15 protein-coding genes, 1 tRNA gene and 1 pseudogene are annotated in these 22,443 nt (G+C 59.6%); 5 read left to right on the forward strand and 12 right to left on the reverse strand.

Annotation, left to right across the window (positions count from 1 at the left end; translation table 11 throughout):
- Positions 1-307 precede the first annotated feature (307 nt).
- Complete coding sequence (locus O3297_RS10640; RefSeq protein WP_305049643.1) at positions 308-2,611, forward strand: TonB-dependent receptor; 2,304 nt, start codon at positions 308-310, stop codon at positions 2,609-2,611.
- Positions 2,612-2,695: 84 nt separating this feature from the next.
- Here O3297_RS10640 and O3297_RS10645 read toward each other — a convergent pair whose 3' ends face one another.
- Both O3297_RS10645 and O3297_RS10650 read right to left on the reverse strand, forming a co-directional pair.
- Complete coding sequence (locus tag O3297_RS10645; protein WP_070281942.1) at positions 2,696-4,513, reverse strand: hypothetical protein; 1,818 nt, start codon at positions 4,511-4,513, stop codon at positions 2,696-2,698.
- Positions 4,514-4,887: 374 nt separating this feature from the next.
- Positions 4,888-5,165: pseudogene (locus tag O3297_RS10650) on the reverse strand (IS110 family transposase); the annotation flags it as partial.
- Between the two features lie 104 nt (positions 5,166-5,269).
- On the opposite strand from O3297_RS10650, the gene O3297_RS10655 reads away from it, so the two are divergent.
- The 4 genes from O3297_RS10655 (at position 5,270) to O3297_RS10670 (ending at position 12,033) form a co-directional block, all read left to right on the forward strand.
- Positions 5,270-5,353: transfer RNA gene (locus O3297_RS10655), tRNA-Leu, on the forward strand.
- A gap of 99 nt (positions 5,354-5,452) precedes the next feature.
- Positions 5,453-5,758 carry a hypothetical protein gene (locus tag O3297_RS10660; protein ID WP_305048651.1) on the forward strand — a complete coding sequence of 102 codons (306 nt, stop codon included), beginning with the start codon at positions 5,453-5,455 and terminating at the stop codon, positions 5,756-5,758.
- Positions 5,759-6,186: 428 nt separating this feature from the next.
- Positions 6,187-6,588, forward strand: a complete 402-nt coding sequence (locus tag O3297_RS10665) for a hypothetical protein (RefSeq protein ID WP_305048652.1) — start codon at positions 6,187-6,189, stop codon at positions 6,586-6,588.
- A gap of 402 nt (positions 6,589-6,990) precedes the next feature.
- Positions 6,991-12,033 carry a diguanylate cyclase domain-containing protein gene (locus tag O3297_RS10670; RefSeq protein ID WP_305048653.1) on the forward strand — a complete coding sequence of 1,681 codons (5,043 nt, stop codon included), beginning with the start codon at positions 6,991-6,993 and terminating at the stop codon, positions 12,031-12,033.
- Positions 12,034-12,060: 27 nt separating this feature from the next.
- Here O3297_RS10670 and O3297_RS10675 read toward each other — a convergent pair whose 3' ends face one another.
- From O3297_RS10675 to O3297_RS10720, 10 genes are all read right to left on the reverse strand, one after another.
- A complete protein-coding gene (locus tag O3297_RS10675) occupies positions 12,061-13,527 on the reverse strand; it encodes a nucleobase:cation symporter-2 family protein (RefSeq protein ID WP_305049645.1) in 1,467 nt (488 codons plus the stop codon).
- Positions 13,528-14,032: 505 nt separating this feature from the next.
- The gene (locus tag O3297_RS10680) at positions 14,033-14,269 is read right to left on the reverse strand and encodes a hypothetical protein (RefSeq protein ID WP_161789594.1); all 237 of its coding nucleotides are present in this window, start codon (positions 14,267-14,269) and stop codon (positions 14,033-14,035) included.
- 155 nt (positions 14,270-14,424) lie between these two features.
- Entirely contained in the window at positions 14,425-14,775 is a 351-nt protein-coding gene (locus tag O3297_RS10685) for a hypothetical protein (protein ID WP_305048654.1), read from the reverse strand.
- Entirely contained in the window at positions 14,772-15,269 is a 498-nt protein-coding gene (locus O3297_RS10690) for a glycoside hydrolase family 19 protein (RefSeq protein ID WP_305048655.1), read from the reverse strand. Before O3297_RS10690 ends, O3297_RS10685 begins: the two co-directional genes overlap by 4 nt.
- 14 nt (positions 15,270-15,283) lie before the next feature.
- Positions 15,284-15,712 (reverse strand): hypothetical protein, encoded by a 429-nt coding sequence (locus O3297_RS10695; RefSeq protein WP_034785835.1) that lies wholly within the window; start codon positions 15,710-15,712, stop codon positions 15,284-15,286.
- A gap of 68 nt (positions 15,713-15,780) precedes the next feature.
- Entirely contained in the window at positions 15,781-17,610 is a 1,830-nt protein-coding gene (locus tag O3297_RS10700) for a hypothetical protein (protein WP_305048656.1), read from the reverse strand.
- On the reverse strand, positions 17,611-18,465 hold the full coding sequence (locus tag O3297_RS10705) for a hypothetical protein (RefSeq protein WP_305048657.1): 855 nt from the start codon (positions 18,463-18,465) through the stop codon (positions 17,611-17,613).
- 183 nt (positions 18,466-18,648) lie between these two features.
- Positions 18,649-20,496: a hypothetical protein gene (locus O3297_RS10710; protein ID WP_305048658.1), complete on the reverse strand. Its 1,848-nt coding sequence runs from the start codon at positions 20,494-20,496 to the stop codon at positions 18,649-18,651.
- Positions 20,496-21,326, reverse strand: coding sequence for a hypothetical protein (locus O3297_RS10715; protein ID WP_305048659.1), 831 nt, complete (start codon positions 21,324-21,326; stop codon positions 20,496-20,498). The genes O3297_RS10710 and O3297_RS10715 overlap by 1 nt, the downstream gene beginning before the upstream one ends.
- A gap of 193 nt (positions 21,327-21,519) precedes the next feature.
- Entirely contained in the window at positions 21,520-22,263 is a 744-nt protein-coding gene (locus tag O3297_RS10720) for a hypothetical protein (protein ID WP_305048660.1), read from the reverse strand.
- Between the last annotated feature and the right edge of the window lie 180 nt (positions 22,264-22,443).

Consider the following 22,443-nt stretch of genomic DNA (forward strand, 5'->3'; position numbering starts at 1 on the left):
TCCACTGTCCGGACATGGGCAGCACGGCAAAAGCCATCCCTCTTTTTGCGCTCCCGCAGGAAACCCCATCCCCATGCCAGGCCACTTTTGCGCTCGCGCAAGCCTGGCGGCACTCCACTATGCACCCGCCAGATATTGACGACAAATACGATTTTATTCGTGTATTCAGTCGAAACGGATATGAATAGCCGTCGCTGGAAAATGGCATGAATACCAAAACTTTCCGTGCTAGCATGATTTTTCGTCCAGCTGGCCAGCGCCAGCTTGCAGCGCCCCAACAACCTTCACCGACAGGAGCCGTTTCATGATGACACCGCATGCCAGCACACGCGCCAGCACAATACGCCACACCCTGATTGCCCTGGCAATCACTGCCGCCTTCCCCCTGCAGGCGATGGCGCAGGCACAGGACGGCATCCCGGCGCCAGCCGCCGACGCGCCTGCGGCTCCGGCGGCACAGGCCGGCCCTGGCCAGCTGGAAACGGTGATCGTGACGGCGCAGCGACGCGCGGAAAACATCAAGGACGTGCCCATGTCCATCGCCACCCTGAAAGGCGACAAGCTCGACACCCTGACGGCCGGCGGCGCCGACATCCGCTTCCTCAACAGCCGATCGCCCAGCGTGTCCGTCGAATCGGATTACGGCCGCACCTTTCCCCGCTTCTACATTCGCGGCCTGGGTAATACCGACTTCGACCTGAATGCCTCGCAGCCCGTGGGCCTGGTGATGGATGACGTGGTGCAGGAAAATGCCATGCTGAAAGGTTTTCCCGTGTTTGACGTCGATCAGGTCGAAGTGTTGCGCGGCCCGCAAGGCACCTTGTTCGGCCGCAACTCGCCGGCCGGCGTGATCAAGTTCGATTCCGCCAAGCCCGTCTTCAAGACGGAGGGCTACCTGAGCGGCGGCTTCGGCAAGGATGGCATGAAGAACCTGGAAGGCGCCTTCAACGTGCCGGTCAGCGACACGGTGGCCCTGCGCTTTTCCGGCCAGACGCAGCGCCGCGACGACCGCGTGCACAACCCGCGCCCGACCGGCACGCGCGACTTCGAAGGCTATGAAGACAGCGCCGCCCGCCTGCAGGTGCTGGTCAAGCCCACGCGCGACTTCAGCGCCCTGTTCAATGTGCACGCGCGCAACCTCGACGGCACGGCCACGCTGTTCCGCGCCAATATCCTCAAGCAAGGCACCAACGACCTGGTCGACGGCTTTGATTACGATAACTACCCGACCGACGGCATCAACCGCCAGCACCTGAAAACCAAGGGCGGCAGCATGCGCCTGAAATGGGACTTGCCCGGCGTCACCCTGCATTCGATCACCGGCTACGAAAAACTCGATTTCTTCAGCCGCGCCGACGTCGACGGCGGCTATGGCGCCGTGTATGCCCCGCCGATGGGCCCGGGCTTCATTCCCTTCGTCGTGGAAACGGCCGACGTCATTCCCAACCACAAGCAGATTTCGCAGGAATTCCGCGCCGAATCGTCTGCCCGCGGCCCGCTGCAATGGATAGCCGGCTTGTTCTACTTCAAGGAAGATATCCAGATCGACAGCATCAGCTTTGACAGCCTGGCGCCCGGCAATCCTCAAAACAGCGCCTACGCCACGCAAAACCAGAGTTCGAAGTCGTACGCGGCCTTCGGCTCGCTCAACTACACGGTCTCGGACGCCCTGAAACTGCGCGCCGGCCTGCGCTACACGACCGACAAGAAGGATTTCTCCGCCAAGCGGGTGGAAGCGACCACGGCTGGCCCCTTCAACCTGAACGACACCTCGCACAACATCAGCTGGGACGTGAGCGGTACCTATGTGCTGACGCCGGAAACCAATGCCTATGCGCGCATCGCCACCGGCTACCGCGCGCCGTCGATGCAGGGACGCCTGAACGGCCTGGCCGACCGCCCCTCGTTTGCCGGCGCCGAGAAAGCGCTGTCCGTCGAGGCCGGCATCAAGCAGGACCTGTTCGACAAGCGCGCGCGCCTGAGCGTGGCCGTGTTCCAGTACCGTGTAAAAGACAAGCAACTGACGGCCGGCAGCGGCGCCGTCAACATGAACCAGCTGATCAACGCCGACAAGGCCACGGGCAGTGGCGTGGAACTCGATTTCCAGGCCAATCTCAGCGACTCGCTCAGCATGACCCTGGGCGGCAGCTATAACCACACGGAAATCCAGGACAAGAAGCTGTTCGTGCAAAGCTGCGGCAACGCGCAAAACAACCCGGCCAGCGGCTGTACCGTCACCGATCCGCTGGGCCCGTTCAAAGGCACGGCCTACATCGACGGCAACCCGCTGCCGCGCGCGCCGGAATGGCAAACCAACTTCACCCTGAAATACAGCATTCCCCTCGCCAATGGCGAGTTCTACGCCTACACGGACTGGGCCTACCGCACCAGCTACAACTTCTTCCTGTATGAAGCGAAGGAATACAAGGCCAAGGAACTGCTCGAAGGCGGCTTGCGCGTCGGCTACAAATGGGATCGCTATGAACTGTCCGCGTACGGGCGCAACATCACCAACCAGATCCAGTCGCTGGGCGCCATCGATTTCGACAACCTGACGGGCATCATCAACGAACCACGCACGTATGGGGTGCAGTTCAAGGCGACGTTCTGATCGCCGCCGGAAGCACCGCGCACAGGAATGCCCTCGGCGCCAGCTGAACGGCATTTTTCATGCCCGTCCGCTGGCAACCCCGCTTCAGCGTCCCGATAATGCGCCTATTGTGGCATTGTCGGGCGCGTAAGGCTGTCCGTCAAAGTAACGCCTGCCGATATTCGCCACCACCTTCCCGACATGTCCGGCTGACACGATGCGCATGCTCTCGTCATGCATCCCCATATTGGCCACGGTCGCGTTACTACCTATGAAATGCGGACCAAAGATACTATTTTGATCAAAACTGCTGCCGGCCATACGCGCCTTGTAGGTCACGATATTGTTTGTCGTGCCATCAGCTCCTGTGTAAAAACCGTCGCCGCTCATACCGCTTCCTTCCGTGAAATAAATATTCCGGTCGCCCGTCGGACGGCCGGCTCCGGGGTTCAGATTGACCATGCGGGGGAAACGCGCCACAAGCGGATCGCGCTTGAAATATACAAGGTTGTTGCTGAAATTGACGAAGCCATCGGCTGCAGTCCCGTCGACATAAAGTGCCGTACACTGTTGCTTGCCTGCGGGATCGGTTAGCGCCTCATCGTAATAGATCGTGTTTTGATAGACACTCAATCCCTTCCCTCCCGATATGCGCACTCCGCGAAGTCCTGGCAAGACAATCATATTGTGATGCGCAACGTTATCGAAATTCCTGGTGTTCGTGGCATCGTTGTTGGCCAGGCTGCCGGCACTGTGATAGTTGTTGGCGAACCAAATACCACCGGAAGCATAAGCAAGATGGCGCCGGTCGCGCGTCGTGCTGTAATAGCCATAGTTGTAGCGGATGATGCTGTTATCGTTGGATGACCAGAGCTCCACGATTGAATTGCCGCCGCAATTGCTGCTGTTATTCTTTTCAACGATAAGTCCCGAAGTGCAGCTGTATTCAATCGCGTTGTTAAGCACATCGTCGATGCGGTTCCCTGCCACGTAGCCCCCTTTCAGGCGTATCGCGTCTGACAGTCCAATGATAGCGATACCGTCCGAGGCAAGCACAGGACCATCGGCGCCAGCCTGGGTAGCGCGGCAACCGACCAGGCTGATATCGGTGACACTGACGATGGCATCGACCACTCCAGACGTCGGAGGCGTCACCGAAATGGAGACATTGCGTGCCTTGCGCACATCAAGGCCGCAGACATGGATGTGCCCGGTGTGCGGCACGTTCGAGTAGTTGATCATGATGCCATGCTGGCTACTCGAAACCTCCATTTGTCCCAGACGTGGATCCTCACCGCCGTAGGGGCGCACGTACAAGATGCCGTTAACGTACGCACTGCTGCCTTCCGTGATCAGGCTTGCTGCGGCGCTGCCAGAAAATGTCTTCTTCCACAGACGCACTTCATTTTGCCAGCAGTCATGCTCGATGGCGCCCATGGGATAGGACCAGATATTCGCTGCGCCGTCCACCAGCGTCCAGTTCAGGACGACCGCGCCACTCGTAATGATGGGTAATGCTTCGGCATCGCCATACGGACAAATGGTGAATGGCTTGCCAGGCGAACCGTACACGTCCAGTTGCAGGCCCATTGGGCCCGTCACGCGCAAGGTCGTTCCCCGCTTCATGCCCAGTACCTGCCCGGACATATTTCCATTAATTACCAGCATTAACTGGGCCTGCGTGAAATACGGATGTTTCAAGGTTCCCAGTCCAAGGCTGGATGTGGCGCTGGGATCGAAAAACAGGGAAGGCCGGCGAATAAACCCTTTATCGTACAAATCAATGCCGCTCAGGGTATCGTCGAGCCATGTCAATCCTTTCGGCACATTGATATCAAGGCTCAGCGGGATCGCATTCAATTCACGGCCCTCCTCTGAAGCAGTAGTAGTGTGCGGTTCGGTACTAGCGATTTTTTTTTGCATGACAACTTTCAAACAAGAAATTGAGGAAGCGTCCCGGCGTGCGGGACGCGTGATTCAAGCCTTGGGGGCAGTGATGGCAAGGATATGGCCGCTTTGCTCGCGCACCTTGGCCGGGCTTGCAATGATCGCAGCCTCGCATGAGATGGAGGTGCTGATTTTTGCCCCCTCCTTACGTTGACCTTGCGGCCATAAAAATCTATGGTTATCTATCCTATGGTTACCCTCCCTTTGCAAGCTGATTGTGAATGATGCAAGTAGGCTCGCTTCAATCTGTCCGACGTCTGGCGGGAGATGATTTTTCTCGCTACGATGAGGGTCGCGCCTGTCGCCGCTTAAAAGTGCCGCCAGATAAGCGTGCTACAAGAATGGCACGCACGTTGCGGCGCCGGGAGTGTTTGTTGAGCCTCCATTGTGGGCGCGACGAAACGCATGGCGGGGCGGCTAGCCGCCGCGCAAATGGCTTCGGCATCAATGAAGTTCGCTTCCGCACAAGCCGCCATGACAATGGTGTATGGGTAGAATTTGGCGAAAAACTCGATCAGTTATTTGCTTCTGCCCCCCTTGCGCGGCAATATTTTCCACCACGCTCCTGTCCGTGGACATGAAGACTGTATTTGCCGAGATCAATGCCGACGAGCGTAACGTTGCCCAGTAAGCCCCCACCAATCTGGAGAAGTAACTCGATCAACCGGACTGACACAAATGCGGCGCAGCATGGCGTTATCTATATCACTTGTGCTAGAATCTTGCCGCGCTGCCCGGATGGTGAAACTGGTAGACACTGGAGACTTAAAATCTCCCGCCTGTAAGGGCGTGCCGGTTCGATTCCGGCTCCGGGCACTCAGAACAAAAATCGCATAGTAGTAGTACAAAACCCGCTTTTCTCTATTTTCATAGGGGGAAGCGGGTTTTTTTCGTCTGTAGAAAACGAAACGCAAAATGCAGCATAGGACACCGAAATACTGCTACCATTTGCCAAAATCTACCAATGGATTTACCAAAATCGCAGCTCCGGTCAAGAATGGCAAGATTTGGCGGCATCGCCTCATGGTCAAGGGCATTCGGGTGTCCGGCATCTTTGAAACGAAGGCGGCCGCTCTCGCCTGGGAGGCCGGCCAGCGCGTGGCGCTGGCCGACGGCAATCCACAACTGAACATACTGGATTTGCGTCTCGTCGACCGATTCGATCTCATGGCCTCACTAAATTTAGGCCTTTGCCCTTCAGTATTGCCACTTCGGGCTTAAACAACGGATCGCAACGACGGATTCGCATGTTGCCCCTGAACTTCCCCTGACAAGGATTGTGACCAGGTGATGCACAAGGCCCCAGCCTCCCCCTCAATAGTGAACAAGCCTTCGAGCGATACAAAGTCGCCCATTTCCTGCCTGATGATTTTGCGTCCTTGTATCGCCCCCGAATGGCAACCACAAACTGGCGAGTATTTGACCGCAAAAAATGGGCCTGGGGGAAGTCACCTTCAAAAAATACAGGCAACGTGGCATAGTTGCTACCGGCGAAGTCGTTTTTTGAATTGATTCCGCTCAATATGGATTAGCCAACGCTCTGAAACGATGAACACGCCTGGTCACTATCGGCATTGTGACGAAGCATGGTCGGAAGACAAGGCGCCGGCAAACATAATGATTTTTCACAATAGCAATCTGAGGAAAGTATGAATTTAGAAAAAGAAATGCCATCATCCGCCGATCGCAGCATCGCTCCTACTGTAGATAGAGCATTTGTCAGAAACCTGGCTGTTAAAAACTTTGAGGCGCTACAGGCAGCCGCCATCGCTGGGAAGAATACTCATCAACTAGCCCTTGACCAAAGCGATGAAATAGAGTCCTTCATCAAAACTCTGCCGCATGAAGATGGATCAAAATTCTCCGCTCTCTACGAACAGGAGTTGAATGCGGCTACCCAAGCCTCTATCGACAAGACCATGGCCATTAATTCACAAACTGCCAATCAACTTTTAGATAACGTTACAAAAACCAATAACGTCTATAAATGGATCAGCCTTATTGCCTTTTTCATTGTCCTAATCGGCTTTGTAAGGATGATAAAGAGCTAAAGCACCCCGCCACCGCGTGCGTACGCACGCGAATGTCGGCATCATGCATTGCATGAACGCCGACCTGTCCGGCCGAGCCATCATCCTGGCCGTGCCCGTAAAACAAGCAAGCGTCGCACGCGCACCCATCGACCAGGCCGGTTGCCGGCACCCTGCGTAATGGAAGTGCCGGAATTCGTAACCATCGCCGCAACGCGCAACGAACATCTGGTCAGCTTGCTGCGTGAAGCCCAGCATGCGGCCGTCACAGCCCTGCCGGCTTTTATACAACACAGCCCATCGCACCACGTGGCCGCGCTCACTCCAAGGCTGCCTACTGATATAATACTAACAATCAACTAATATTCCGAAATGTGCGCCTCAGGGCTCCCGCAACTGTCTGTGTAACGCCAAGCCCAGCCCATGCGCTCCCTTTTCGACTACGAGATCATCAAACAGCTGCACAGCGGTGCCCGCTCTCGGGTTTACCGCGCCCGGGCCGCCGATGGCACGACGCTGATCGTCAAGATGCCGAATCAGCAGTTCCCCTCATTTCAGCAACTGGCACAATTCAAGCGCGAGTATGCGATCGCGCGCCGCTGCCGCCATCCTGGCGTGGCGCATCCGCTGGCGCTGCAGCTGCACGGCGGGCGCTGGACGATGATTCAGGAAGATACCGGCGGCCTGGCGCTCGACCAGGTGTTGCGCGCGCAGGTGGCGGCGCGCAGGACGCCGTCGCAGCCCGCATTGGCGCTGGACGATTTTTTCGACATCGCGCTGCAACTGTGCGCGGTGCTGGACGAGGTCCATCGTCAGGGCGTGATCCACAAGGACATCAATCCCTCCAATCTGGTGTGGAATGCCGAGCGGCGTCTGCTGCAGCTGATCGATTTCGGCATCGCCTGTGAACTGCCCTCTGAAAGCCATGGCATCGTCAATCTCCAGACACTGGAAGGCACGCTGCGTTACATGGCGCCGGAGCAGACGGGGCGCATGAACCGGCGGGTCGATTGGCGCGCCGATTTCTATGCGCTCGGCGCCACCTTCTACGAACTGCTGGCCGGCCAGGCGCCGTTCGAGGCAGGCGACGAGATGGAACTCGTGCATTGCCACATTGCGCGCAGTCCTGACTGGTCGCACCCGGCGTTCGCAGACTTGCCTGGCCAGCTGCTGCCGATCATCCAGCGGCTGCTGGAAAAAAATGCCGATCAGCGCTACCAGAGCTTGCAAGGCTTGCGCAGCGACCTTGCAGCCTGCCGCGCGAACAAGCCGGCGCAAGCGCTCAAGCTGTCCGACCACAACGGCCGCTTTCTCGTTCCGCAAACGCTGCACGGGCGCGAGGATGCCATCGCCGTGCTGCTGGCGGCGTTTGAGCGCAGTGCCGCAGGCACGTGCGAGATGCTGCTGGTGGCCGGCCATTCGGGTATCGGCAAGTCGGCGGTCGTCAACGAAGTGCAAAAACCCATCATCGCCCGGCGCGGCCGCTTTCTGTCCGGCAAATTTGACCAGCTCCAACGCGACGTACCGTATGCCTCGCTGATCCAGGCCTTCCAGGGGCTGGTGCGCCAGTTGCTCGGCCAGCCCGAGGAAACGCTGCGGCAGTGGTCCGCAAAACTGCACCAGGCCCTGGGCAGCGGCGTGGGCGTGATCGTCGAGCTGATTCCCCAACTGGCCTTGATCGTCGGTCCCACCGACGCGATGCCCGCGTCGGCGCCGGCACAAGCCCAGCTACGCCTGGACCGGCTGTTCCCCCGCTTCGTCGAAGTCTTCGCCTGCGCCGGGCATCCTCTGGTGCTGTTCCTCGACGACCTGCAATGGGCCGATGCGGCCACGCTGCGGATGATCGAACGGCTCATGGTCTCCTGCGAAAGGAGCTGCATGCTGGTCATCGGCGCCTACCGCGACAACGAAGTAGGCGCCGCGCACCCGCTCATCGCGCTGCGCGACAAGCTGCTCGCCCGTGACGTACGCCTGTCGACGCTATTGCTGAGCGCACTGACCGAGCCGCAGGTGGCGCAAATGGTGTCGGCCACCGTGCGCGTGGCGGCCCCCGATTGCGCACCACTGACCAGCATCTGCTACCGCAAGACGGCCGGCAATCCCTTTTTCCTCAACCAGTTCCTCGCTGCGCTCAATGAGACAGGGCATCTGCGCTACCGGGCCGCCGACGATTGCTGGGACTGGGACTTGGCCGCGATTGAACAGGCCAAATACACAGATAACGTGGTCGAGGTGCTGCTGGAAAAAATCCGCCGCCTGCCCAGCGTAACGCAGCACCTGCTGCAACTGGCCGCCTCCAGCGGCAACCGCTTCACGCTCGACACGCTTGCGCTGGCAGTGGAGCGCGCTCCCCGGCAAACACAGCAAGACTTGTGGCCGGCACTCAGGGCGGGATTGATCCAGCCGCTCGACGAGCGCTATAAATACGTCAATGGCGACACCGCTGCGGGCAACAGCGGCGTCAGTTACCGCTTCCTGCATGACCGGGTGCAGCAAGCAGCCTACCTGGTCGCCGATGCCGCTACGCGCGTGGCCAACCATCTTCTCATCGGTCGCCTGCTCCTGCGGCATACGGTACCCGAGCGCCAGGACGAGACACTGTTTGACATCGTCGAGCAGCTCAACGCGGGTCGTGCGCTGATCGGCGATGCGGGCGAGCGCGCGCAGCTGGCGACGCTCAATCTCCAGGCCGGCGTCAAGGCACGGCGTTCTGCCGCGTTCCAGTCCACCCTGGAGCACATGCGCATCGGTCTCGACCTTCTGCCGGCGGACGCATGGAACGTCCACGCCGGCCTCTGGCTCGAACTGCAGCTGGGCGCGGCCGAAGCGGCCTACCTGTGTGGCCAGTTCGATGTCGCCGAGGCGATCTATCCACTGGTACGCTCCCGTGTCTTGGACTCCTTGCTGCAGGTACGCTGCATTGCCATCCAGGCGCACCAGTATCAATTGCAGGGCCGCCTGCTCGACGCCATCGCCGTGCAGCGCGACGGCCTGGCGCTGCTGCACATCGACATTCCGCACGATGTGGCGCACATGAAGGCGCGCTTCACCGACATTCTCGCCGATATCGGGCGGCAGCCAGGCGCGCATGCGCCCGCGACCTTGCTGGAGGCCGGCGACATGTGCGAGCCGGACGCGGTGGCCGCGATGCAGATGATGCAGGGCCTGTGGATGGCCAGCTACTACGCCGGCCAGCAGGATCTCAGCGCGCTGATGGTGGTGTCGATGACGCGCCTGTCCATGCAGCGGGGGAACAGCGATTTCAGCGCTGTCGCCTATGTCGGTTACGCGATGATGCTGGCGCTGTACAGCGGCGACGTCGCGCGCGGCTACGACTTCGGCGCGATGGCGATGGCGCTGGCCAGACGCCGCGCCAACCTGCAGACGCGCACCCTCACGGGCCTGATGTTCGGCGCGCTCAGCAACCACTGGACGCAGCCGCTGCGCGGCTCGGACGCCCTGTACGAGGAAGCGTTTGGCTGGGCGCTGGAAATCGCCGATTTCGTGCAGGTCGGCGTGGTGGCGGCCGTGCGCGCCACCGACCGGATCATCCTCGGCGACTACCTGCCGCACCTGATGCACGACATCGAGCACGACCTGGCGCTGATGCGCGCCAATGGCCAGCAGGCGATGGCCGATTGCTGCGTCGCCGCCGCGGTCCAGCCGATCAAGTGCCTGATGGGCCTCCTGCCCCGCCATGACAGTTACGACGATGCGGCCTTCAGCGAGGCGCGCTTCCTCGCACAATATGGCGAGTCGCACCTGTACCGCGCCTACTTCCTGCAAGGGAAGATCCGCAACGCCTACCTGTTCGACGGCGCCGACGCCGAACTGCTGGCCGGCCAGCTCGGCATCGTCACGCAGATCATGCGCGGCCAGGCCAAGGTTGCCGAATGCAGCTTCTACGCCGCGCTGATCCTGATCCGCGCGTGTCGGCGCGCTCCTGCGCGCGCCGACACGCGCGATATGCTGACAGTGATCGGCACGCTGCAGGCGAGTCTCACCGAGTGGACCAGGCAAGGCTCGGACAATAGCGACGCCAAACATCTGCTGGTGATGGCCGAGATGGCACGCTACCGCGAAGATCTGCCGCTGGCCACGCGCCTTTATCAGCAGGCGATCGACGCCGCCAGCCTGGCAGGCTACGTCAACATGCAAGCGCTGGGCAACGAACTATGCGGCGAATGCTGGCACGACCAGGGACAGGCGCGCGTGGCCGCCGTATTCATCCGCGACGCCATCGCGCATTACGGCCAGTGGGGCGCGGAGGGCAAGGTGGCGCAGCTGCAGCGGCGCCACGCCGCGCTGCTGTCAAGGATGGACGGCCGCAGCACGCAGCGACATTCCATCTCCCACACGCACGGCAGTTCAGCGCTCGACCTGGTATCGCTGCTGAAGGCGGCACAAATCCTGTCGAACGAAGTCGGCCTGCGCAACGTGCTGACACGCCTGATCTCCATCGTGTGCGAGAACGCAGGCGGCCAGGTAGCGCGCCTGCTGCTGCTATCCGAAGGCAGCTACCGGCTGGAGGCCAATATCGATGACGACGTCACCACCGTCCTGCAATCCCGGCTGATCGACCTGAACGCCGCCAGCGATCCGCAATTTCCGCTGTCGCTGCTGCGCTACGTCAGCCGCACTGGCGCCGAGGTGATCGAGGATTGCATCACCGATGCCTCGCGCTTTGCCGCCGACCCGTACGTGCAGTTGCAGCGGCCGCGCGCCGTCATGTGCCTGCCGATACGGCATGGCGGCCAGATCGACGGCATCCTGTACTTCGAGAACCGGCTGGCCGACGCCTCGTTTACGGAAGAACGCGTCGCATTCCTGCGCATGCTCGGCGCACAGGCGATGATCTCGATCTCCAGCGCCAGGCTGCATGACAGCCTGGAGCGGCGCGTTGCCGAACGCACGGAACAGCTGGAAGACGCCAACCGCAAACTGGCGACCCTGTCCATCACCGATGGCCTGACGGGCCTGTCGAACCGGCGCCATTTCGACGACGTGCTGCGCACCGAATGTGCGCGTGCCACGCGCGTCGGCCAGCCCCTCGCCGTCATGATGCTCGATGTCGACTACTTCAAGCTATTCAACGATCGTCACGGCCACCAGGCTGGCGATACCTGCCTGGTCCAAGTCGCGCAGGCGCTGGCGGCCAGCATGCGGCGCGCGGGTGACCTGACGGCGCGCTACGGCGGCGAAGAGTTTTCTATCGTGCTGCCAAATACCGGTACGGACGAAGCGCAGCAGATCGGCGAAGCGCTGCGGCGCGCCATCGAAGATCTGGGCATCGTCCACGCGAGTACGCAGACGCAACAGGTGACGATCAGCGTCGGCATCGCGATCCAGCTGGCGCCGGGCGCCGCCGATCCGGACGCCCTGCTGCGCCTGGCCGATGCCGCGCTGTACCAGGCCAAGGATGCGGGACGCAATTGCGTGGTGCAGCGGATTCTGCCGCCTGGCTGACCGGCATTCGCGGTACGGGGTGGCTCCTCAATCGCTGCCATGACTGTTCGCGCGCGCCTGCTCCTGCGCCTTTTCCTGCGACGCCACTCCATTAAAGAACAGATTGAGCAGAACGGCGACGATGGCAGCGAGCAAGATACCGCTGTGCAGCAACGGCGACAGGGCCTTGGGCATGTGCTGCGCGTATTGCTCGGCCACCAGCGGCAGCATGCCGAAACCGATCGACAGGGCCACGATGAACAGGTTGTTGCGGTTGCTCTTGTAGTCGACGCCAGCCAGGATGCGGATGCCGGTGGCGGCGACCATGCCGAACATCACCAGCCCTGCCCCGCCCAGCACGAACGCCGGCACGGCTTCGGCCGTCTGCGCGATCTTTGGAATCACGCCCATGACGAGCAGGATGATGCCGGCCGCGACGCAGACCCAGCGGCTGCGCACGCCCGTTACGCCCACCAAGCCCACGTTTTGCGAGAACGAGGTGTACGGGAAGGTATTGAAGATGCCTCCGATCAAGGTGCCCAGGCCATCGACGCGCAAGCCGCGGCTGATATCGGCCTGCGTGATGCGCTTGTCCGTCATTTCTCCCAGCGCCAGAAACATGCCCAGCGACTCGATCATGACGACGATCATCACCAGGCTCATCGTGACGATGGCAACCACGTCGAAGGTCGGCATGCCGAACTGGAATGGCGTGACGATGGCAAAGGCCTTGGCGCTGGCCACCTTGGCGAAATCGGCCTTGCCCAGGGCAAACGACAGGGCCGTACCGGCGATGATGCCGATCAATACCGCAATATTCGACAGGAAACCGCGGCCATACTTGGCCACCAACAAGATGACAGCCAGCACGAAGAAGGCGATGCCCATGTTATCGAGCGCGCCATAACCGGGGTTGGCAATCATGGGCACGGGACCGGCTGGCGCGGGCAAGCCGGCCGCCGTGGCGGCAGCGGCCATCTTGACGAAGGCAGGATCGGCAATCTGGGCCATGGCCGGCGGCCCGCCCATGGCCCAGTTGACGCCCACGCGCATCAGCGACACGCCGATCACGGCAATGATGCTGCCCGTGACCACGGGCGGAAACAGGGCCAGCAGGCGGCTGATGATGAAGGGAGCGATCAGCATGGACACGACGCTGGCGCCGATCACGGCGCCAAAGATGCCGGTGATGCCCAAGGCCGGATTGTTCGCCATGGCCAGCATGGGACTGACGGCGGCAAAGGTCACGCCCATCATCACGGGCAGGCGGATGCCGAAGTACTTGCCTATCCCCAGGGACTGGATCAGGGTCACGAGGCCGCAGCAGAAAAGATCGGCACTGATCAGCGCCGCCACCTGCTCGGGCGGCAGCTTGAGGGCGCGGCCGACGATCAGCGGCACGGCGATGGCGCCCGCATACATGACGAGCACATGCTGCAAACCCAGGGTGAACAGCTTGCCGGCTGGCAGGATTTCATCGACGGGCGATGGCACGGCAGGCGTGGCGCCCGGCATGCTGCGGTGGATGGATTTCAGACGGGGAGTAGCCATTTACGCTCCATTTCCTGGGTTACCGCGGCCCGGATGGGCGCAGATGAAAGGGAAAAGCAAGAGAGAAACTGGACGACAGGAACGCACTGGCGGCGGATGATGCATGCGAAGCTCCTTGGATGGGACGACCAAGGAATGCCATGCATGCATCGTGCCAGGTAAATTGTATACAGGAATTGTGCCGAAATAGCATCGCGGCTGTAAAAATCCGAGACTGGACGCGCTGCAGTGCACTGTTTTCTGGCGCGCCGGCACGCGGCCGCACCAGAAGGCAGCATCGGAAGCGGCGTCCAGACCTGGTACGACGAAGCGGTATCAAGGTCTGGGACTCTGGGACTCTGGCATGGCGAGTGGCGCCAGGCGACGACCTCAGGGGATCACGCGCGGCGCAAGCAAGCTGCAAGCCAACTGCAAACAGCCGCAGGCCAGCCGTAGAGCAGCCGCCGACGTCGTTGCGCAACAATCGACGCTAGCTGCCGGCACAGCCATCCATCAGCGCTTCCAGCTGCCGCACATAGGCCGCGCGCAAGTGTTCGCGCGCCAGCAAGGCTTGCACTTGTTCAAAAATGCCATGCGGCGGCACGGTTGGCAAGACGGGTGCCGCAGGACGAACGGCGATACAGGGCACGCCGATGGGCAGCCTTTCCGCCGCGGCTTCCAGCTTTGCCCCACCGGCCGCGCAGCCACCCAGCAGCCCAGCAAGCACGCAGACCAATACACAGGCCCATGAACAGGTCAGTGAATGGGGTAGCGAGCAGGTCAGTGAGCAGGCTGATGAGCAAGCCCGTGCGCCAGCCCGTAAACAAGCCTGCAAGTAGCCCCGGACACGCAGCAGCGCCGGCGCACTCGTCATTGCCGCCCTCATGGCGTCCCGCCAGCGGGTCTTCCAGCCATTTCACTGGCGATCAGCACCTCGGCCGCCTGGCAAGCGTCATCATCCGGCTGCAGCGCCAGGATACGCGCCGCTGCCGCCTGGGCGTCTGCCTGCCCGGCCTGCGCATTGTCCAACGCCTGCCGGGCCCGTGTCGACCGTCGTACTCCCTCCTCCCGCATCGCATTCAGGGCCTGGGTCTGGCGCTTCAACACGGCTTGCACCTCCAGCACCTGTGCCGCGCATGCGGCACGACCCGCCTCATGCCCCCAGCGCTGGGCGCAAAACACGGCGGCCCCCAGCAACAGCAGCATGGCCAGCACAAGCAAGGGCGGCTTCATGCCAGCACCTTGCGTGCTGCTGCATACAAAGCCAGGCGCTCGGCCAGGCCGTTCACGCCACCGTTGATGCGGCGCGTAACGCGCTCCTGGTCGCCCGCGTCGGCCAGCCGGTTCAAGCCGCGCGATTGCCAGAACCAGCCCGCCGAGCGGCAAGCGGCAGTCGTTTGCTCCAGCAACTGCGGCGCCGCCAGCAAGTCCAGGTTCAGCGCCACGCCGCACGCGGCATAGTTGGCGCGCCCCGTCACCTGCAGCAAGCCGCGCCCCTTGAAGCGCACACCATCGCCAGCAATCACATTGCCCAGGTCCGCCCGCCCTTCATAGGCCGCGCCGCTGGCCAGTTCGCGCACATAGCGCAACTGTCCCGATTCGTGGCCCACCTGCGCCAGGAACGACGCCTGGCGCTGCGGCGTATCAATGCTGAACTCGACCATCGCCGCATTCAGAGGTGCCAGGAACAGCGTAGCGCGGCGGCCGGCCAATGGCATGATCTGCATCAATTGGGCGCCTGTCACAGCATGCCCCGCACATCCTTGACGGCAGCGGCCGCATCAGCCGCCAGTTCGCCGATATCCTTGCCGCGCCGCTTGTCGAACCAGCGCACGCAGGCGCCCAGTACCCACCAGGCGGGCAAGCCGGCCGCCACCATCAGCGGCGCGGCGATGAATAAAAAACCCGTGGCCGGATCGCCGCCATACAAGCCCGCCACGGTCTTCGCGCTGTCGAACAGGCTGGGCCACCACGACAGCACGGCGGCCACGAGCACGGGACCGAGAAAGGTGGAAATGATGATGCTGGAACAAAAACGGATAAATGCCTCCTTGGTGGATTGGGGCCACATGAACATGAAGCCCAGCGACGTGGCAGCGGCGCCGGCCAGCACGGGCACGCCAAACAGTTTGATCAATGCGCCGCCGGCGGCGGTGGTTTCGAGGGCCATGGTTGCCTTTCAGGTGGTGGAAATGAAAAAACCCGCCGAAGCGGGTTTGGATGTTGCAAGCACAATCTTTATGCCACCTTCACGATTACACGGGCGCGCCCATCGTCTTCGGTGGCGATGACCTTCCCAATCGCCCGCAAATAAAGCTTGAAGGTCATGTCATCCTCGTACACGGCCAAGCCCCCGATGCCCTCGCCTTTCTGCACCGGGACAATGTACTGTCCTGGTGTCGCGTCCAGAACGTTCACAGGCACCTGGCCGCAGAAAGCGATGCGGTCAACCTGCTGGCGCGCCGCTTCCAGAGCGGCCTCAAACGCCAGACCGGGTGCGCATTTAAGGTTCCATTCCTCATCCGTATCTCCCGGTATGGTTTCGTCGCGATATTGCGCCTCGCGGGCCGGCACTGCGGGGGCAACCTCAACAAGCCTGCCATCGACCTCTTCCAGCACAGCATCAATGGCATCAACGGCCGCGCTGAGCAGCACTTGACGCGTTGAAGGCATGAGACGCTCTACCGGCACTGGCCTTTCGCCCAAATGCCGCGCCCACCGATCTCCGCCAACCATACAAGGATCGGTCGATTTAACAGCAAAGGCAATGGCGCGCTGCCACTGGTCGGTTAGTTTCCCATCAACATCAATACCGATAATCTGCCCCGGAAGAATACCCATGCATCCAGGCGCTTTTAACATGTATTCGGCGTAATCGGTACCGCCGGCGTTGATGGTGCCGGCGGCGCTAATCGAGCGCGCTGTCGTGGAATTTCGCCCCACGTATGCAACCGAGGCACTGTTGCCCCAACCGCCGGCACCATTGGAGGCTCTAATCGCAAAACACGAGGAGGTTACCCCCGTCTCGACGCGCCCGACGTAGCAAAGTTCGCCGAACTCTGCAGTCCTACGGGTTAACTGATGCGCACTTAACGGGATAACTGGGCCAGCAGTAATAATGCCTGGCAGGGTAATGTCGCCGGAGCCATTCATATCCAAAACTGGTGTGACATTGTCAGGCAAGCCTGCATCGACAACATTCAAACGCAGTTGAAATCCCTTTCCGTTAGTCCCCGGATGACTGCGTGTACTCCAAAAAAATCTACCTGTATTGGAGTAGCCTGGAACCGATGCAGCCCCCATGGAGAGTACTTCATAGTAGATGCCAGCGCCACCCGCTCCACCATCATTCGGTGCCCGAAGAGCGCTTGCCCAAAGAGTACTGGATATCCCACCGGCAATTATTTGTTTCGGACCGATCAATACTGACGAAGAATCGAAAGTAGTCCGCTGCCGCTCGAACGTAACCGTATTCTGGGCACCAAGTTTCAAGCCAAAGATGGAAGACGCCAAGGTCCCGGCTGGGGGCTCAGCCCCCACACCGTAATACGATACGTCAGAATCCTGCCAGCAGCTGGACTCACAGTAAACCGCCAGAGAGAAGAAGGTGCCACACAGGATGTATACCTGACCATCATCCGTGATGGTTACTTCCGATACCGTATTATTTGTCATGCCACCTTCGTTGTGAAAAACGCTGCGTATCTTGCTGTCGTTGTCTACTCGAAGCTGAATAATGGTTACCATGGCGTTCGACATACCTGCAATAGCACCGTATGACGTGGTTCCACTTACACGAATTGATGCCTCCATTCCCTGCTGTGCGGGATTAAACTTCCCGATTCGCCACCAGCCTGCCTTCATACCGGTGTTCACGATAACGCCTGGGCCATACGCGCAAGCTTGCACATATTGCGATGTGATGATCGGGGCATTCGAATAGATCGTGCCCTTCATATTCCCCCCGGACAATGGCAATGCATTGTAGGGACCCGCCGCAAACGCCCGATCCATTTCATTCAATTTCTCGTTGACGTTAGGCATACCGTCATAAAATTTATCAGCCATTTAAATTCCTTCAATTTGTAGAGCTGCAGAGTAAGTGTCAAAGTACGGCGTAGCCACAGCATCGATATTGCTGACCTTGCCATACAGCATGTAGTCCTGTTCCACCAACGGATCCGGATTTTCCGGGAACAAGCTGAATAGCATCGGCTTGCCCTTGCCGTTCTCGCGCAGGATGCGCATGAAGCGGGCGCGGTCCATCGGTGTCAGATGCGTCAGATTGATGCTCAGCTTGTCGCTGGTCGTGCCCAGCGCGGTTTTCAGGTTGCCTGCACCCGTTCGGTAATTTTCACTGCTATCCTGCGTCTGCAACTGGGCGCCGTACTCGGCGTTATATTGCGGTGACCAGTAGTTGCCCACTACCAGACGCGAGATTTCCAGGTAGCCTTCCGGGCTTTGTGGCGCAGACACGTCGATCACTATCTGGCGCACGCGCACCGACGCGAACCATGTCACGCCGTCAGAGCCGCCGCCGCGCGGCCAGGTGTTCACACCGCCCCACTGGTAGGCGTTCCAGCCGAGCGGCAGCACACCCCAAGGATAGGATCCATGCACAGCAGCCGGACACGGGAAGATGCTGCCTGTGTCGAATACCGGCACGGCGTCGCCCGGCCGGGCATAACCGCGCACGCGCATGCGCGCGCTACTGGTCATGTTGGTGGAGATCAGCGCCACGCAGGCGATGGACTCCTGTGTCGGCCATATAGCTGAGATGGTCTGCGCCGTGCCGGCGGCGCGCAGCACGGCATTCTTGCTGTCGCGCTGTAGGTTGGCCGGGCCCAGTTCGCCGGTTTGGCTTAATGCAGTCAACACCGCGCGGTCAGCGGCATTGTCGTGGATGATGCGAAGATTTCTCATGGCAGCATTGCCCCTTCCAGGATGAGGTAAGTGGTTGGTAAAATCAACCCAGTGGTAACGCCGATAGGCTCGGTGGCGGTATATCAACAGCGCCGCTTCGACAGCATCACCTCGACTATCTCGGTACTGGTAGACGAAATAAAAAAACCCGCCGAAGCGGGTTTGAGAGGGATTAATGCTTGGTCACACGGCCTTGACCATCACATAAGCCCTGCCGTCCGGCTCGATCGAGATCACGCGGCCGACGGCATGAAGGTACTGCTTCATGCTGAGATCGTCCTCATGCACGGCGATGCCCTTGATGCCAGCGCCGTCCTGCACTGGCACGATGTAGTCGCCCGGCTGGGCACCCAGCACGTTCACCGGCACGCGGCCGGCGATGGCGATGCGGTCGACCTTTTGGCGCGCAACTTCCAGCGCCGCGTCGAAGGTGGCCATGGTCTCGGCGTCCTGCTGCACGGCAAGTTCATGGGCGGCGAGTGCAGCGGTGAACGTTGCCTGTTTTTCTGCCCACTCGTCATCGGTATCTCCAGACTCGGTGACCACGTCCTCGTATTGTGGTGGGTTGGTGCCTGGTACTGCCTGCTGCGTGAGCACGTCTTCACGGCGCGTCGGCTGGGTCGGCGCAGCTCCAGCTTGTGCCAGCGGGCGTGGCCCTATGTCATTGCCCCACGAATCGCCACCGACGAACGAAGGCGCCGTTGACTTGATGGAAAACATCACGGCGTCGGCCCACTTGTCGGTAACCTTATTGTCTGCGGTGATACCGACAATCTGCCCAGGAGCTACGCTGCTGCATGTCGAGCTTTTGAAAATATACTCGGCATAATCATTGCCGTTTGTGTTCACCGTGCCGACGACATTAATACTGCGGCTTGTCGTGCTGTTCTTACCAACAGACAATACTGTGGGCGAAAACGACCATCCGGCCTGGCCATTCGACGCAACCACCCATACGGATGGAAATGTGGCTGCATCTGCGCCAATGTACAAAATCTGCTCCCCCTCGGCAACGGAGCGACTGATATTGTGCTGAAGGCCGGTGTTGGTGCTGCCTGCTTTCAGCAAGGGTACATACACCTGTCCTGTCCCCTTAATGCTCAGCAGATCTGCACCATTGATGTTAGACCCTGTGTCGTAAGCGCTTAGGGTCATTGTGTAGCCGCTATTGAAAGCTGACCCATTTCCGGCAGACACCCGCCAGTTAAAAGCTCCGGAGAAGGCGCTTCCAGATATCCCCCCCATTCCCAATCGAAGAATTGGGCTAAAGACACCCGCTGCCACTGCATCAGTAGCAGCTCCAGGATTCAGGAAGGAAGAACTGGCACTGCCGTCCCCCACAAACAAGGTCGACCGGAACATATTTGCAATAGAGCCAGTTGAGCCGACCGGTGCGACCCCTCGGCGGCGTGGCGGGTAACTTGCGGTGTTTCCTGAGTCGTACACCACTGTTCCAGCGGGCGTCGCTGTCACTGAGACGGGCTGTGCGTATGTTGTAGTGGTAAAGCCCAGCAGATTAAACGACGCTGCGCCGAATGAACCTGCCCTGAAGTTCAAATACACCTCAAACGTCCCATTTACCAGTTGATATGCTTGTATTCTGGCGTTGATCGGGACTGCTCCATTAAAGGTCGCATCGTAATAAAATCCGCCTCGGACGGCCAGCATAAGCACGAAGGAGGAATTGGCATTTGCTGCCCAGCCATCATTCAATACCCCGTCAATGCGCAGATGCTGCGCATTGCTGCTGTCGTCAGCTGCAAATGTGGCGATTCGATACCAGAGGCCTGTTGGTGGATTTTGGCCAATATAGCTGTACCCGTACTTATTAGAAACTCCAACTACTACAGGTGTTGACGTCGTGATGGAAATACTTGGATCAAGCCACGCTGGATTCATGTACCCATTCGGCCCACCAAGCGGCGACCGCCCCACGGCTGGCGCATACGACGCCACCACGGCGCCCCGTCCAGCCAGCTCATTCAAGCGCTGAATCGTATCCTTTTGACCGTAGTAAAAAAAATCACCCATTACAACTCCTCAATTTCAATGTTGCTGGCATAAGCCTGGAAAGATGGTGCGGTGATGGCGGCCAGATTGGCCAGACGGCCATACACCTGGTGTGCCTGCTCGAGCTCGACATCGTCGCTATCCGGATACAGGCTGACAAAAAGTGGGCGCGACAGGCCGTTGCCGCGCACGATGCGCCACAGCTCGGCCCGGTCCAGCGGCGTCATGTGATCAAGCGCCAGCGACAGCTTGCGGTACATCACGCCCCGCTCCACCTTCTGTTCGCCTGCGCCGTTGCGGTACTGGCTGCTGGTATCGATTGGCGTGATACCGGCGCCATACGACGCGTTCTGCTCGGGGCTCCAGTAAGGGCCAGCTACCAGGCGCGCGGCCTCGATGTAGCCAGCAGGATTGTCGGGGTCGGCCAGGTCGATCACCAGCTTCCTGATGCTGCGCATCTGGAACCAGCAGCGGGCGTACGTACCGCCGCCGTAACTGTAGGCATTCAAGCCCAGCGGCAATGCGCCCCAGTCCCACATGCCCAGCCGCGCATACTCGCACGCTGGCATGAGGCCCGTATCGAATGCAGGCGCAGTGTGGGCAGGCTCGATGTAGCCGCGTGCGCGGATGGTCGCCCCTGGAGTCAGGTTGCAAAACGGCAGGGCCACGCCGCCGACAATTTCCGGTGACGGCCACGTTGCCGTGATAGTCAGCGCAGCGCCGATTGAACGTAAAACCGAAGATTTTCCTTCCCGCTGCAAATTGGCCGGCCCCAAGGTGCCGGCCTGGCTCGATGCCGTCAACACCGCACGGTCGGCGGCGTTATCGTAGATGATGCGAAGATTACTCATGATGTCGCCAACTCCAGAAAATTGGTATTAACAATCGGCCATTTTGAGCAGCAGCACGGTACTGGTGTGGTAGCGCATTTGCAATGCGAATGGTGAGGGGGGGCGAAAGGTTCCGCATGCACAGACATTTTCGTTTGGTTCAATGTGTTTGGTGCACGGGAGAGAAAAGCTTCGGCAAAAAATCAAGTTTTCTCTACACATTTGTCACATCCAAAAACATACCGCCATAAATTTGGTAAGGGTTCATATAAGGCAAATTTGTACCAGGAACACTTTCTTCACTGTAGAAAAATACAGGTATAGTACATTCGCCAACAGTGCCGTCCGGCTTGCGTGCAATACACTGGGCATGCGCAGATGTACCGTCGTAGTCAATACTGCCGCTCTCTTCCCAATCCACTTGGTAAAAACCATAGCCTGACGGGGCAAATGCATATTCTCTTCCGCCAGCATCAAATGAAGAAACTGATGCCACTCTTGCCACTTTCCAACCAGCGTCAAAAGTAATGCTGCCATCTGCTCTATAGACCGTAAAACCAACCTTTGTTGTCTCATTAGGGGATAAAGAGTCCAGCACATATAGGGTAAATTCGCAGCCAGCAGAATAGATGAACCATAAACGCCATCTTTCTGATCCTATTTGGGTAGAGGCCATGTACTGCACGCCATAAGCACCTGTAGCATGGGCTGCACCTATCCGTAAAGCTACAAATGGACTTTGAGCGTCTACATCAATGTATGCACTGTAGCCCAGGTTATAAGGGCTGTCTGGTAGGCCGCCAAAGTCTGCCGGAGACATTACTGCCGTCATAATTACCAAAGTCTGATTCGTTGTTAAATTAGCTCTAGTAAACTTATACTTATAAAAGTAATTCTTATAATCTTGGTCAATTTGTATAATATTGCTGCTGTTATAGACGATTAATCCGGTACCCATTAGTAGACCCCATATATAATTCTAGTTTCTCGGGAGCCGCTGCTCCATCCCAAAGTGGTGCCAACTACTTGTGCTATAGCTACTGGCTTAGGGTGGTAATAGATACTCCAAGTGGGGAATGCTATTGGCTGGCAAACAACCCAAGGCGTTCCTGTAGCAAATTCAGGCACTGAAATACTG

The sequence above is a fragment of the Janthinobacterium sp. SUN128 genome, from assembly GCF_030587275.1.
In the GTDB taxonomy this organism is placed as follows: Bacteria; Pseudomonadota; Gammaproteobacteria; order Burkholderiales; family Burkholderiaceae_D; genus Janthinobacterium; species Janthinobacterium lividum.

Bases quoted from the DNA above. Each gene is read 5' to 3' on its own strand.
- O3297_RS10640 (WP_305049643.1), top strand. From the start codon at position 308: ATGACACCGCATGCCAGCACACGCGCCAGCACAATACGCCACACCCTG.
- O3297_RS10645 (WP_070281942.1), bottom strand. From the start codon at position 4,513: ATGCAAAAAAAAATCGCTAGTACCGAACCGCACACTACTACTGCTTCA.
- O3297_RS10660 (WP_305048651.1), top strand. From the start codon at position 5,453: ATGCAGCATAGGACACCGAAATACTGCTACCATTTGCCAAAATCTACC.
- O3297_RS10665 (WP_305048652.1), top strand. From the start codon at position 6,187: ATGAATTTAGAAAAAGAAATGCCATCATCCGCCGATCGCAGCATCGCT.
- O3297_RS10670 (WP_305048653.1), top strand. From the start codon at position 6,991: ATGCGCTCCCTTTTCGACTACGAGATCATCAAACAGCTGCACAGCGGT.
- O3297_RS10675 (WP_305049645.1), bottom strand. From the start codon at position 13,527: ATGCCGGGCGCCACGCCTGCCGTGCCATCGCCCGTCGATGAAATCCTG.
- O3297_RS10685 (WP_305048654.1), bottom strand. From the start codon at position 14,775: ATGAAGCCGCCCTTGCTTGTGCTGGCCATGCTGCTGTTGCTGGGGGCC.
- O3297_RS10690 (WP_305048655.1), bottom strand. From the start codon at position 15,269: ATGCAGATCATGCCATTGGCCGGCCGCCGCGCTACGCTGTTCCTGGCA.
- O3297_RS10695 (WP_034785835.1), bottom strand. From the start codon at position 15,712: ATGGCCCTCGAAACCACCGCCGCCGGCGGCGCATTGATCAAACTGTTT.
- O3297_RS10700 (WP_305048656.1), bottom strand. From the start codon at position 17,610: ATGGCTGATAAATTTTATGACGGTATGCCTAACGTCAACGAGAAATTG.
- O3297_RS10705 (WP_305048657.1), bottom strand. From the start codon at position 18,465: ATGAGAAATCTTCGCATCATCCACGACAATGCCGCTGACCGCGCGGTG.
- O3297_RS10710 (WP_305048658.1), bottom strand. From the start codon at position 20,496: ATGGGTGATTTTTTTTACTACGGTCAAAAGGATACGATTCAGCGCTTG.
- O3297_RS10715 (WP_305048659.1), bottom strand. From the start codon at position 21,326: ATGAGTAATCTTCGCATCATCTACGATAACGCCGCCGACCGTGCGGTG.
- O3297_RS10720 (WP_305048660.1), bottom strand. From the start codon at position 22,263: ATGGGTACCGGATTAATCGTCTATAACAGCAGCAATATTATACAAATT.